At 39.4% G+C, this 13700-nt stretch carries 14 protein-coding genes; 10 read left to right on the forward strand and 4 right to left on the reverse strand.

All coding sequences use genetic code 11. The features are described 5' to 3' along the window. The first annotated feature begins 10 nt into the window (after positions 1-10). From K2X50_06205 to lpxA, 4 genes are all read left to right on the forward strand, one after another. Positions 11-514 carry an OmpH family outer membrane protein gene (locus tag K2X50_06205; GenBank protein ID MBX9586833.1) on the forward strand — a complete coding sequence of 168 codons (504 nt, stop codon included), beginning with the start codon at positions 11-13 and terminating at the stop codon, positions 512-514. Between the two features lie 96 nt (positions 515-610). Beyond that, positions 611-1636, forward strand: a complete 1026-nt coding sequence (gene lpxD, locus K2X50_06210; GenBank protein MBX9586834.1) for a UDP-3-O-(3-hydroxymyristoyl)glucosamine N-acyltransferase — start codon at positions 611-613, stop codon at positions 1634-1636. Continuing rightward, positions 1617-2063: a 3-hydroxyacyl-ACP dehydratase FabZ gene (gene fabZ, locus K2X50_06215; protein MBX9586835.1), complete on the forward strand. Its 447-nt coding sequence runs from the start codon at positions 1617-1619 to the stop codon at positions 2061-2063. The genes lpxD and fabZ overlap by 20 nt, the downstream gene beginning before the upstream one ends. Next, on the forward strand, positions 2060-2857 hold the full coding sequence (gene lpxA / locus K2X50_06220) for an acyl-ACP--UDP-N-acetylglucosamine O-acyltransferase (GenBank protein ID MBX9586836.1): 798 nt from the start codon (positions 2060-2062) through the stop codon (positions 2855-2857). Before fabZ ends, lpxA begins: the two co-directional genes overlap by 4 nt. A 244-nt stretch (positions 2858-3101) precedes the next feature. Here lpxA and K2X50_06225 read toward each other — a convergent pair whose 3' ends face one another. Beyond that, positions 3102-3680, reverse strand: a complete 579-nt coding sequence (locus K2X50_06225) for a mobile mystery protein B (protein MBX9586837.1) — start codon at positions 3678-3680, stop codon at positions 3102-3104. 18 nt (positions 3681-3698) lie between these two features. Continuing rightward, positions 3699-4217 carry a mobile mystery protein A gene (locus K2X50_06230; GenBank protein ID MBX9586838.1) on the reverse strand — a complete coding sequence of 173 codons (519 nt, stop codon included), beginning with the start codon at positions 4215-4217 and terminating at the stop codon, positions 3699-3701. A 313-nt stretch (positions 4218-4530) separates the two neighbouring features. Between K2X50_06230 and K2X50_06235 the strand changes: the two genes are divergently transcribed. After that, the gene (locus tag K2X50_06235) at positions 4531-6450 is read left to right on the forward strand and encodes a protein kinase (GenBank protein MBX9586839.1); all 1920 of its coding nucleotides are present in this window, start codon (positions 4531-4533) and stop codon (positions 6448-6450) included. Between the two features lie 106 nt (positions 6451-6556). Here the strand turns inward: K2X50_06235 and lpxB are convergent, their stop codons facing one another. Then, entirely contained in the window at positions 6557-7690 is a 1134-nt protein-coding gene (gene lpxB / locus K2X50_06240) for a lipid-A-disaccharide synthase (protein MBX9586840.1), read from the reverse strand. Then, on the reverse strand, positions 7683-8663 hold the full coding sequence (locus K2X50_06245) for a Gfo/Idh/MocA family oxidoreductase (protein MBX9586841.1): 981 nt from the start codon (positions 8661-8663) through the stop codon (positions 7683-7685). The genes lpxB and K2X50_06245 overlap by 8 nt, the downstream gene beginning before the upstream one ends. A 162-nt stretch (positions 8664-8825) precedes the next feature. Between K2X50_06245 and K2X50_06250 the strand changes: the two genes are divergently transcribed. The 5 genes from K2X50_06250 to dnaE all read left to right on the forward strand — a co-directional run. Further along, positions 8826-9104, forward strand: coding sequence for a type II toxin-antitoxin system RelE/ParE family toxin (locus tag K2X50_06250; GenBank protein MBX9586842.1), 279 nt, complete (start codon positions 8826-8828; stop codon positions 9102-9104). 16 nt (positions 9105-9120) lie between these two features. Beyond that, positions 9121-9411, forward strand: a complete 291-nt coding sequence (locus K2X50_06255; GenBank protein ID MBX9586843.1) for a HigA family addiction module antidote protein — start codon at positions 9121-9123, stop codon at positions 9409-9411. A gap of 46 nt (positions 9412-9457) precedes the next feature. Continuing rightward, the gene (locus tag K2X50_06260) at positions 9458-10258 is read left to right on the forward strand and encodes a hypothetical protein (GenBank protein ID MBX9586844.1); all 801 of its coding nucleotides are present in this window, start codon (positions 9458-9460) and stop codon (positions 10256-10258) included. A 47-nt stretch (positions 10259-10305) separates the two neighbouring features. After that, positions 10306-10896 carry a ribonuclease HII gene (gene rnhB / locus K2X50_06265; GenBank protein MBX9586845.1) on the forward strand — a complete coding sequence of 197 codons (591 nt, stop codon included), beginning with the start codon at positions 10306-10308 and terminating at the stop codon, positions 10894-10896. Positions 10897-10977: 81 nt separating this feature from the next. Then, a partial coding sequence (gene dnaE, locus K2X50_06270; GenBank protein MBX9586846.1) for a DNA polymerase III subunit alpha occupies positions 10978-13700 on the forward strand: 2723 nt, incomplete at its 3' end.

Consider the following 13700-nt stretch of genomic DNA (forward strand, 5'->3'; position numbering starts at 1 on the left):
GGAAAATTTGATGAAAAGAGTAATTGTAACTTTAGCAGCCTCTTTGTTAATGGCTGGAATCAGTGTTGCACAAGCAGCTGATGTTCGTATTGCAACAGTCGATATGCAACAAATTATGACTAAATCAAAGCCAGCTGATAAATTGCGCGCTGATTTAGAAAAACGTTTTAATCCTAAAAAAGCTGAGCTCCAAAAATTGGCAGACGCTTTTAAATCTGATATTGAAAAAATGAAACGCGATGAAGCTGTTATGAGTAAGGCTGATAAAGAGAAACTTCAAAAGAAAATTATCGATGAACAGCAAGCATTGCAACAAAAGCAAGGCACATTGCAGCAAGAAGCGATGACAGCACAAAATGAAGCGCTTCAATCAATGATTGGTAATATTCAAAATGTAGTTAAGAAAATTGCTGCAGAAGAAAAGTATACTATCGTGATTGCTAAAGAAGCTGCGATTTATATGGATGATAATTTAGATATCACCAGTAAAGTAATGAAGAAATTGGATAGTTAATTCCTCTGGGTCGCAAGGGGTCAGATCTAAGTTTGATGGGTTCGGTGAGAATACATCAAACTTAGGTCTGACCCCTTAACTCTTCTTGGAGATAAAATGTTTACACTGGCAGAATTAGCGGAAAAACTGAATGCCCGTTTAGTGGGTGATGGCTCCGTTGTAATATCAGGAATAGCTCCTCTGTATCGAGCCGCGCAAGGTGAAGTTACCTTTTTATTATCACCTGCGTATAAAACACTTCTAGCGAGTAGTCAGGCTTCAGCCATTGTGCTTTCAAAAGAATTTTTATCGGATTATTCTGGAAATGCGCTAGTTGTTGATAATCCAAATTTAACGCATGCTCAATTGGCTGCACTTTTTGTAAAAACCTCTGATTTTAAACCCGGAATTCATTCGTCAGCAGTTGTAGCTGAAACAGCCATAATTGATCCTAGTGCGAGTATTGGTGCACATTGCGTGATTGGTGAACGTGTTAAAATTGGAGCAAAAACGCGAATTGGACACGGTAGTGTGATTGGTGATGATTCTAGTTTAGGTGAGTATTGTCATTTAGCACCTAATGTGACTTTATATTCTAACGTAAAAGCGAAAGATCGCGTTACAATTCATAGTGGTGTCGTAATTGGCGCGGATGGTTTTGGATTAGTCAATCATCAAGGGCGCTGGATAAAAATTCCCCAGTTGGGTGGGGTAGCGTTAGGAAATGACGTAGAAATAGGCGCGAATACAACCATAGACCGTGGTGCGATGGATGACACGATTTTAGAAGATGGTGTCAAATGTGATAATCAGATTCAGATTGGGCATAATGTTGTGATTGGTACACACACTGCAATTGCAGGTTGTGTAGGAATCGCCGGTAGTTCAAAAATTGGTAAACATTGCATGATTGGTGGGGCCAGTGCGATTGCAGACCATGTGGAAATTACGGATCAAGTTATTTTAACAGGCGGTGCTCAAGTATCTCAATCAATTACAGAGCCGGGTATTTATTCTTCTGGTTGTCCTGTGCAGCCACGTTTACAATGGCACCGTCAAGTTATTCGAACACGACAATTGGATCAATTATTTAATAGAGTCAAAAAATTGGAGCAAGCAAGCGATGAGCACGATCACAATTAATGACATTATGTCAACTTTGCCACACCGATATCCTTTTTTGTTAGTGGATAGAGTACTCACCTGTGTACCTAATCAATCGATTATTGCCATTAAAAATGTGAGTGTTAATGAACCTCATTTTACAGGTCATTTTCCCCAATCTCCTGTTATGCCTGGGGTTCTTCAAATAGAAGCTTTAGCACAGGCAGCAGGGATTTTGATTTATAAAACACTGGATCAGCTTCCAAATAACGAGAACTGGTTCTTTTTAGCTGGAGTTGATGATGCGCGATTTAAAAAAATCGTGGAGCCCGGAGATCAGTTACGTCTTGAGGTAGAAATTCTTAAAGTGAGACGTGATCTTTGGAAATTTAAAGGTACGGCAACTGTTGACGGCGAGTTGGCGTGTAGTGCAGAAATTATGACCGCAAGAGGTACGTTAAAGTGATAGATGAAAGAGCAATAGTTGATCCAACAGCAAAAATTGCTGATGATGTAAAAATAGGACCTTGGACTCTCATTGGACCCGATGTAGAAATTGGTGAAGGCACAGAAATTGGTTCACATGTTGTTATAAAAGGTCACACGCGCATCGGTAAAAATAATCGCATTTTTCATTTTAATTCACTGGGTGAAGCGCCACAGGATGTGCAATATAAAGGACAAGAAACGTGGCTGACGATTGGCGATAATAATGTCATCCGTGAATTTTGTACCATTAATCGAGGCACAGTAACGGGTGACGGCACTACGCGAATTGGAAACAATAATTTTATAATGGCATATGTCCATATTGCTCATGATTGTCAAATTGCAAACCACGTATTTCTCGTGAACAACACAGGTTTTGCTGGTCATGTTAAAGTGGCCGATTATGCCTATATCGGTGGATTTGTAGGCGTTCATCAATATACCAGTATTGGTGCGCACAGTTTTATTACTGCATCGATGGTACGAAAAGATATACCAGCGTATGTAATTGTCACCGGTGATCCGCCTAAAATTTGCGGATTAAATATTGTTGGATTAAAACGACGTGGATTTACTGCGGATGCTATCAATGGTTTGCGCAGAGCGTATAATATTTTATTTAGAAAAGGTTACAGCCTTAATCAAGCCGTTTCTGAGCTTGAACTCATGGTCGCTGATGTTCCTGAAGTGCAACTGTTGATTGACTCTGTTAACTCATCAACGCGTGGAATTTTGCGCAGTGGAGAATTCGAAGCGCCGGAGTTTGTTTAAAACCAAGGTGTCTGATCGAAGATTAATTTCATCCATTGATCGGATCACTTTGCAAAAAAATGAAAAAATGTAAATGGTAAGGGCCAGATATGCTGTGTTAGGTAGACAGTAGAATACGCCACACTTGATCTGACCTCTTCAGAAATGGATTAATCTTAGCTCTGACACCTTCACCCTTGATCTGGCAGAGCTATCATTTACGACCATATCATTTTGTATTAGAGCACCAGCTTAATCACTTTATTTAGCTTCGTACAAATCGCAATAGTGGGCCATAATCACCCTTATCGGCAGCTTGTAGTGCTTGGATATGTCGCTTGCGAATCTCATTAGCATCTGTAACACCACCCCATCCCCATGTGAATTTTTCCTCTTCTAATTTCTCTAATAATTGATCGCAAGCAAGTCTTGCATGACGGCCGTTACCATTTGGAAAACAATGAATAAAAACAAGCCGGTGATGAAATCGTACAGCAATTTCAACTTTAGAATAACTTTTATGTTGAATTTGTATCTGAGTGTCTTTGAGTAAGTCGTATAAACGTACACCGATTTTCTCCCAATCCACACCAATATTTTTATTGGATTTACGAAATTTCCCAGCCCATTTCCAGGTTTTATCAAACATTTTTTTATGCAGTTTTTTGATAAAATTTTCTGAAAGTACGTCTTCTCTTGTGCTTTCAAGCCATATCATTGCACTTAAAATATTATTTGCCTCCCATTCATTAAGCTCGCTCTGTTTAGTGATATGGGCAGGTTTGAGCTCCATTAATTCTTCATAATCTAAGGGAGTGGCTCCTTCTGGGGTTTCTAATTCCATAAATTCCGATTCTCATTACTATTTAGTTGGTTTTTTCAACATTACAGTATGCGATACTTTTAGAGGTTTTTTTTGACCTTTTTCCTCCCATAACTTTTTGGGCGGATTTTTCAGCATTATGTTACGCAATTCCTTGAGTTGTCTTTTTTGGCTTTTCTCAGAGAGACCTTGTTTTTCTAATTCCATGTTATGCTGAAGTGATGAAAAACGACGTTTGGCAACTAAATCAATCTGTTGCTCAAATTTTACTTCTAGAGAAGTTCTTGGTACAAGTGCGTATACAAATTCACAGTCTAGCGCATTTGCTACTTTTCTCAGCGATTTTAAGGTTATTGTATCGCTTGCCTCTGCTTGTTCTAACTTTATGACCTGTGATTGATCGACACCTAATCGTTTAGCAAGTTGGGTGCTAGTCATTTCTAAAGCTGTGCGAATGGCTTTTATCCATCCTTTAATTGGCCTAGGCATGTTAATTGCCTTGCTCATCTTAATAAGTTTCTCAGAAAGCTGCTTTCGCTCTAAGTTACGGGTATTCATGCTTACTCTCCTTTCATAGTATAATTACTTGCTATAATTATGACATATACCGCATAAAATGTCAACTAATATATGATATATAGCTCATAATAATACTGTATTTATATGACATATATATCATAATTATAAAGGTAGTTGCTTTCTATTTTGAATGAAAGGTGATATGTGACCGCCGGTTGACCATCTGGAGATAGGCTATAATTATATGCGGGGAAGAAGCGACCTGAGCTGATAACTTGGCAGATACTGGTATAGAGCTAAGAGAGAATTACAGCATTAAGTTTATCGTAGAGTATGTATGGAGGTGCCAGTCATGAATAAAGGTGAAAAGAGTGAATTTAATTTTGATCAATTCCTTAAAGAGAGGAATATTGATAATGTCTTTGAAGAGTATAAAAAGTTTATTTTGAAAATTAATATTGAGAAGCCTGATGCGGTTAAAATCGATGAAATGCTGAATCGACTCAAAGAATTTAAGGAGAAAATAGATCCTGAATTCGACTTTATAGATGATACAAATTCTATAATTCCAAAATTCGATGAAAGAATTCAGAAAATGAATGAGAACCTGAATAATTTGAAAGCTAAGGCTGTGGAAATTGCTGAAGCTAAAGCAGGGGAATCTCAATCAGAACCAATTCCGCAAATAGAAGTGACGAGAAAAGATGTGAGTGCTACAGCTGAAGAATCTGCTCATCCTGAAGAAGCAAAGATTGCTACCCAAGATATAAAAGTAGCAGAAGTTTCAGGCCAACCAGCAGTAGTTGAGGCTCAAATATCCGAAGAAGCTGTGAGACACATCGATCTAGAGAAGTTTCCAACCCAAGATCAAGCCATAATTCTAAAGTATATTGAACAACACCCTGATCTCAAATCTTGGAAGGCTGGTGTTGAATATAATGTGAAATTAGAGGGCGGGAAAGAACTGAAGTTCTCATTAAGTCATGATTTGCTTAAAAGAGAACGCAAAGAAGGAAAGGAACAGGGTGTTAGGTATGAAGTACTACACTCAGGTTCTTTAGGTTCAGGTGCATCGGGTATAGTTCGTTCCGTGCTCAAGACATTGAGACCAAAATCTGACGGTAGTGGATTTGAGGACAGACAAGGGAAGACTTATGGTCCTGAAAATGCGAAGCGTGCGGTTAAATTTGTTAGACAAGAAAATAAGGAAAAACCCGAGGAATTTCAAGAAAGACTTGATCGTGAAGGGAAAATGATGAGAGAAGCTGGGACTGTAAAATCAAAGGCACCTGTACAAACTTCTCTTACATCAGGCGCAACAGTTATGAAACGACTTAAAGGCAAAACCCTAAGAGATCTGATTAATGAAGGTAAGCTGACTGATCAAGAACGATATGAAATATCAATTGGCCTACTTCAACAAATAAAACAGATTTCAGATCGTGGTGTAGTCCACAGAGATATTAAGCCAGAAAATATTATAGTCGATACCTCAAAGAGTCCAGTTAAAGTCAGGCTCTTTGATTTCGATGTGTCTGTGTATGCTGATAAATCAAAAGAAAGTAATCCAGATAATGCAGCTATACGCGCGGGAACACAAGGCTATTTAGCGCCTGAAGTGCGGATGATGTGGGGTACTAATCCAACCCCTGCCGCTGATGTGTACGCAGCTGCTACGACGTTGGCTCAATTGTGGAGTGGGATATCTTTTCCGACATTAGCACGTCATATGGCGAACGCTGATGAGAGAGTAGAGACTATGCTTGATGGTTGTAACCCTGAGATTGCTGATATTTTGAGAAAAGGCCGTGCACCTACTATTGACGAAAGACCTAGCGTAGGCGAGTTAATCAAGAGTTTAGAAGAGATAAAACCCTCTGTTGTAAGTGAGCAAGACAGACATCATGCTATTGATCTAACGTCAGTCTTATCAAAACCTACAACTAATACTCAACCTAAAACTGGGACTAAAGATCAGCCTTTTAAATCGATAAAACAGGCAATAACATTTAAGTTGAATGTATTGTTACCTGCCCTCGTAGCCTTAAAAAAAGCTGAAAAAGGCAATGAAAAAGCATTAGACACTTTTTTAAAAAAATTAGAACAAAAAGATCCAGAAAATTTGGCGCGATTAAAGAGTATAGAGCCGCAAAAATATGGTGTTATTTCTCGAGCCAGAATAGTAACACTTAAAAATGCTGTAACAGGTTGGAGTGATAAAAAAGAAGCATCGGTGAAAGCTGAGGTCGGTGTGAAGGCTGTGAAAAAATAACGGTTAGCGTCAACGAGTAAGATCTCGGAATGACGCTAGCTTCGGAACAGGAAATACGCTTCGTATCTCAAAGCAAGTGTTATTTTTGGATTTGGTCATCATAACATTACAAAAAACTCAAAATAAGATTACTCAATGACGTTTTATTGTCTTCATCTTTTAAGTGATGATGAATTTGAGATAATGCATTTTTTTGAGCTCCGTACACTGAAGAATGGGATAAAAGCTCTTGGGTATGTCTAGCGATATTTTCTGCAGTCATTTCTGATTGCAACAGTTCAGGTACAATGGATTTTTCCGCAATGATATTGGGTAAACCTAAAAATTTGAGTTTGATTACTTTTTTTCCAAGCCAAAAAGTGATGGGATTGGTTTTGTAAATAATAATCATCGGCTTTTCGAGCAGAGCTAATTCTAGTGTGACAGTTCCGCTTGCAGCGATAGCAATATCACAGGCTTGCATCGTGGTATATCGATTTTCTGTGGTGACTTTAATGGGTGTGGAACAAGTCGCCAGTTGTTCATTCAGCCAATTTGAATCGATGTTACTTGCTTGAGGTAGAATAAATTCTAGTGACGAATTTTTAGAGTATAGCAGAGTAGCTGCATCGAGAAGGGCAGGTAATAAACTGTGAACTTCTGATTGTCTACTGCCGGGAATTAACGCTATAACAGGATTTTCGAGAGATAGATTCAATTGTTTTTTTGCTTCGGTTGGTGAAAGAGCGCATAAAGGTTTTTCCGCTAAGGGGTGACCCACAAATTGCGCGTTGACATTAAACTTCTGAAAAAAATTCACTTCAAAGGGAAATATCACGGCCATGACATCGACCCACCGTTTTAATTTATGGACTCGACGTTGATTCCAGGCCCATACTTGAGGGCTAATGTAATAAATAACCTGACAATCATGTTGTTTTGCAAACTTTGCCATACGCAGATTAAAACCAGGATAATCGACCAAAATGACAATTTTAGGTTTTTGTTCAAGAATAATTTTTTTCATTTGCTGAAATGCGTTACGTATTTGTCGCCACACTTTAAGCACTTCGATGGCTCCGACTACGGCTAATTCTTTGCAATCAACGATAATTTTTGCACCCGCAGCTTCTAATTGTTCACCGCCCATGGCACTGATGCGTAGGTCAGGTTGCGAATGGAGCAGTTCATGCACTAATTTCGCCGCATGCATATCCCCTGAAGGTTCACCGGCAATAATGAGTAGATCAGTTTTATGCATTTTGAACCCAGAGAGCATCAGCTTGAGTGCCTAGTTGTTCCTGAGCCAGTTGATCGGCAATAATCCGCGTAATATCTAGTGCGGTACTTAATGCTGCGCGACCTGCTTCAGCCGATACGACAGGAGGGGACTTACTAATAATGCTGGTAAGAAATGCATCGCATTCATCGCGTAAAGCATCTCCGATTTCAAATGATTGTTCTTGCATGGTTATTTCTTGAGAATTTGCGAGCTGTGGTTGATGAGTAAACAATTTTTTATTTTGTAAATCGGCTTCGAGATAAAGATTTTTTTGAAAGAGTTTTATTTCGCGTTGAGATTTTGCGCTGACTCGGCTTGCAGTAAGATTTGCAATACAACCATTTTGAAATTCGATTCGTGCATTAGCAAAATCAATGCGTTCTGTGAGTACTTTTTTTCCAGAAGCAGTAATGGATTTTATGGGCGATTTTACCCAATGTAAAACCAGCTCGATGTCGTGAATCATCACATCATGAATGACATTAATATCCGTGACGCGTGGTTTAAAAGGTGAAATACGAGTGCATTGGATGTAACGCGGATTTTCAACAATGGAGTTCATTTCGCGTACAACGGGATTGAAACGTTCTAAATGACCAATTTGAAGAATGCATTGCTGTTCTTGTGCGCATTGAATTAAATCATTCGCTTGTTCGATTGTTTTAGTCATGGGTTTTTCTAAGAGCACATGTTTTTGAGCCATTAAAAAATCTTTACAAATGGAATGATGTTGCGCGGTAGGAACGACGATGCTAACGGCATCGACTTGATTCATCAATTCTTTGTAATCGGTTGTTGCTCTTACGCTATATTTTTCAGCAATGGGTTTTACGCGTTCTGCATGGGTATCACAAACTGCTACTAATTCAGCAAGAGGTGAGTGGGCGAATTTTTCTGCGTGGAATTGACCTAAATAACCCACTCCGATTACAGCAACACGACATTTTTTCATCTTGATAACCTTTAATGTTCAGTGAGGTTGCGCTTTGCTTAAGCGGATACCTTTGATTGCTCAATAATCTCAAGTTTTGTATGGCTCTGCAAGGGTAGTTTACTCTCCGTGCTCTTCTAGTATAGCTTGACAAACGTTACGTGTTACGCTACACTATACAGTATGATTAAGTCATGGAAACATAAAGGGCTCAAGAGGTTCTATGAAACTGGCAGTACGTCAGGCATTCAAGCCAAGCATGAATTAAGGCTGAAAATAATTCTACAACGCTTGGATGCTGCGGTTAGAGCTGAAGATATGGATTTGCCTGGCATGCGTTTTCATAAGCTTAAGGGGAAGTTGCATGATTACTTTTCTGTGACTGTAAATGGTAATTGGCGAGTGATATATAAATTTGAAGGTGGTAATGCTCAATTGATTGATTATTTGGATTACCACTGATTAGGAGGAGATACATATGGTGATGCATAAACCTTTACATCCTGGGTTAATAGTGAAGGATGCGTTGATTGACAATACTGATCTAACGATTACGGAAGCCGCTATCCGAATTGGCGTGACGCGTACTACACTGTCACGTTTGTTGAATGGCAAGTCTGGTATTAGTCCTGAGATGGCGTTACGTTTGTCTAAATTCTTTGGAAATAGTATCGAGATGTGGATTAATCTTCAGGCGCAGTATGATGTGTGGCAGATTCGTCAGCATTCAGATGAAATAGACGTGGATCGATTTGATGAGGCAGCTTAGCCAGTAAAATTATCATCATGTTTTTTTACATGTATTGAGGATACAAATGTCGAAAATTCCTATGCCTGAAGAGGATTACGGGATTAATGAATTAATTGAACAAGCCCTAAGCGCAAATGAAAAAATGGCAAAGTATCTTAGCTATTCACCTATTGTTAATTCGAGGGATATGTTATTGGGAATTAAGGAAATAAGCGATAAAAAAGATGAATTATCTAATAACAGCGGTAAATTAAATGTCGGCTTACTTGCTGCAAAATCATTGGATTTTGAATCAACTGATTCTCTTTTATACGAGTATGGAACAGTATTACATGAAGTATGGGCTGCAGTTTCAAAGTTTATTAATCCTAACTTTATACTTCCACCATCAGATATAAATCAGCGTAAAGCATACGATTTTTATAATAAAAACGGCTATGAACATAATAGGATAATGAATCATTTATCATGCATAGATTTTACTAAAGGTGTTGAGGTTATTGGTTTATCAAAAAATCCAATTGTCGGCCAATGGAAAATTCCATCAATTTCACAAGGTGATTACTATGCAGATTTAAATAACAGTGTTACGCCAAATTGTTTAGGAATTAATGATGAACAGGAAGATAAAAATGGCCATAAATCTAAAAGAATCGAACATAAATATGAACTACAAATTGATGCAGTAGATGTAGTAACAGTATTGAAGTCTATTGCCGCAGGTGTCCTTGATACGTGGTCAGTTAAATCGGTCTCAGTACCAACCAATGGGGGCTGTATACAATACTTTAACGCCAATGATAAATGCAAATTCAAACAAATATTTCCACAGATTAGACCTGGCAGTTTGTTTAATAACCCCTAGTTCTATATGCTTAAGCAAATGTAGCTGATCTAAATATAGGATTACTAATGGAAAAAAGGATCTATCATCAAAGAATGGCTGGCATCGATGAAGCCGGGCGAGGTCCACTGGCAGGGCCTGTGGTGGCCGCAGCGGTTATTATGCCAGACGTGCGTACCCTAAAAGGCCTGAAGGATTCTAAGCTAATGTCTGAGTCGGCACGTGAGAGGCTGTATCAAGAAATTACTGCGGGGGCAGTTGCTTGGGCTGTAGGCCGGGCTGAAGTCGCAGAGATTGATGAGATCAATATTCTTCAAGCCACGTTTCTGGCGATGAAAAGAGCGGTGGAGGGTCTTGGGGTAGATACTGAACTTGCCCTGGTGGATGGAAATCAAGCGCCGAAATTATCCTGTGTCGTTGAAACCATTATCGGGGGTGATGACCTGGAGCCTCTGATAAGTGCAGCTTCTGTAATCGCAAAGGTCACACGAGATCGAGAGATGATCACATTAGACGCTCTGTATCCAGGCTATGGCTTTGCGCAGCATAAGGGGTATGGAACTAAGGTGCATTTAGCGGCTTTGGCAGAGTTGGGGCCTAGTGAGGTGCACCGTAGAAGTTTTGGACCAGTAAAAAAGTTTTTTGAGAAAGTAGGGTAAGTCTTAATATACGATGACTTGACCCCTTCCTTTTAGATATACTATCCATCACACCAGCAAGATACTGCAGAGAAAAACGTGATGTCCGAAGACTTCGTCCACTTACATTTGCATACCGAGTATTCACTCGTTGATGGCATTGTGCGCATAAAACCGCTGGTTTCCGCAACCAAAGCGGCGGGCATGACAGCAGTAGCCATTACTGATCATTGTAATTTATTTGGCATGGTAAAATTTTATAAAGCAGCCGTAGCAGCGGGCGTTAAACCTATTATTGGCGCCGATGTTTTAATCGCTAATCCTGGCTCACCCTCGGCGCCGTCCCGATTAGTGCTGTTGTGCCAAAATAAAATGGGCTACGGCAATCTCACTCGCTTAGTGTCACGCGCATATTTAGAAGGGCAATCTACTGGTTTACCGATCATCGAACGAGAATGGTTTGATGGAGCCACAGACGGACTGATAGCGTTATCGGCAGGAAAATTTGGTGAGATCGGACAAGCGTTGTTGTCGGAAAATTCTGCATTAGCTCAAGAGTTGGCTAGTGAATGGTCTTCGTTATTTCCTGGTCGATTTTATCTTGAATTAATGCGCACAGGGCGAAACGATGATGAAAAAACGGTACAACTCACGTTGCGATTAGCCGAAGAATTAAATTTACCAGTCGTCGCTACTAATGATGTGCGATTTTTAGAATCGGATGAATTTGAAGCTCATGAAGCGCGTGTGTGTATCAATAGTGGACATACTCTGGAAGATCCATCTCGGCCAAAACTCTATAGTGAAAAACAATATCTACGAACACCTGCTGAGATGTATGAGCTTTTTTCTGACATTCCAGAAGCACTACAAAATACGATCGAAATCGCAAAAAGATGCACGTTGCCATTAACCTTAGGCAAAAATTATTTGCCCACTTTTCCAGTCCCTTCTGGTATGACTATGGATGAATTTTTTAGACAAGAAGCATATCAGGGTCTCGAAAAAAGATTACAAAAATTATCTGTGTCATCGCCTGATAATTTCGCTGAGAAAAAAAACATTTACAATGAACGATTAGCGCTCGAACTTGATGTCATTACTTCGATGGGATTTGAAGGCTATTTTTTAATTGTGGCCGATTTTATTCGTTGGGCTAAACAAAATAATATACCTGTGGGGCCTGGGCGTGGTTCAGGATCGGGATCATTGGTAGCGTATGCGTTAGATATTACCGATCTTGATCCTATGGAGTTCGATTTACTGTTTGAACGCTTTTTAAATCCAGAACGAGTTTCAATGCCGGATTTTGATATTGATTTTTGCATGGAAGGGCGCGATCGCGTGATTGAGTATGTGGCAGATAAATATGGTCGAGAAAGTGTGGCGCAAATTATCACCTACGGATCTATGGCTGCGAAAGCTGTAGTACGTGATGTGGGTCGTGTATTGGCACATCCTTACGGTTTTGTCGATAAAATTGCAAAATTAATTCCTTTTGAATTGGGAATGACACTAGAAAAAGCGCTCAAACAAGATGAAGCATTATTGAATCGATATTATGAGGAAGAAGAAGTCAAAACCTTGATCGATCTTGGGCTAAAATTAGAAGGAATATCTCGAAACGCAGGAAAACATGCGGGAGGTGTGGTTATTGCACCCTCAAAATTGACCGATTTCACACCGCTTTATTGTGAATCTGGTGGAGAAAATTTAGTTACGCAATTTGATAAAGATGATGTAGAAGCGGTTGGACTTGTAAAATTTGACTTTTTGGGTTTGAGAACATTAACCATTATTGATTGGGCACTTCAAACGATTAATGCGCATCGAAAAACCCAATGTGAATTACCTATTGAAATTTTATCAATCCCTTTAAATGATCCTAAAGTGTTTAAATTATTACAAGCGTGCAACACAACGGCGGTATTTCAGCTTGAATCACGAGGTATGAAGGATTTAATTAAGCGCTTAAAACCCGATGCCTTTGATGAAATTATCGCTTTGGTTGCGTTATTTAGACCAGGACCTTTGCAATCGGGAATGGTGGATGATTTTATCGATCGAAAACACGGAAGAGCAAAAGTAGAGTATCTTCATCCCGATGTAGGACCTATTTTAAAATCCACATACGGCGTTATTTTATATCAAGAGCAAGTGATGCAAATTGCCCAAGTACTTGCGGGATATACGCTCGGTGCTGCTGATTTATTACGCCGTGCGATGGGTAAGAAAAAACTCGAAGAAATGGCTGAACAACGTGAAATTTTTGTGACGGGCTCAAAAGAACGCGGTGTTCCTGAAGATCGCGCGAATCAAATTTTTGATTTGATGGAAAAGTTTGCAGGCTACGGATTTAATAAATCGCACTCGGCGACCTATGCTTTATTGTCTTATCAGACGGCTTGGTTAAAAGCTTTTTATCCTGCAGAATTTATGGCGGCTGTGCTTTCTTCTGATATGGATAACACTGATAAGGTGGTAAATTTCATTTTAGATGCTGAAGAAAATGGTTTAATTGTTGAGTCGCCAGATATCAATGTGAGTCAGTATAAATTTACTGTTAATTACGATGCCGCAGCATCTTCTAATACGCCAAATAATAAACCACATATTGTTTATGGATTGGGTGCACTCAAAGGTGTAGGTGAAGCTGCCATTGAAAATATTATTGAAGCGCGACGTCAAGGATCCTTTAAAGATTTATTTGAATTTTGCCAGCGGGTCGATACACGAAAAGTGAATAGGCGTGTGATTGAAGCGTTAATCCAATCGGGGGCTATGGATCATTTTGGTACTCATCGTGCCAGCTTATTAGCCAGTGT

The sequence above is a fragment of the Gammaproteobacteria bacterium genome (assembly GCA_019748175.1).
Taxonomy (GTDB): Bacteria; Pseudomonadota; Gammaproteobacteria; order JAIEPX01; family JAIEPX01; genus JAIEPX01.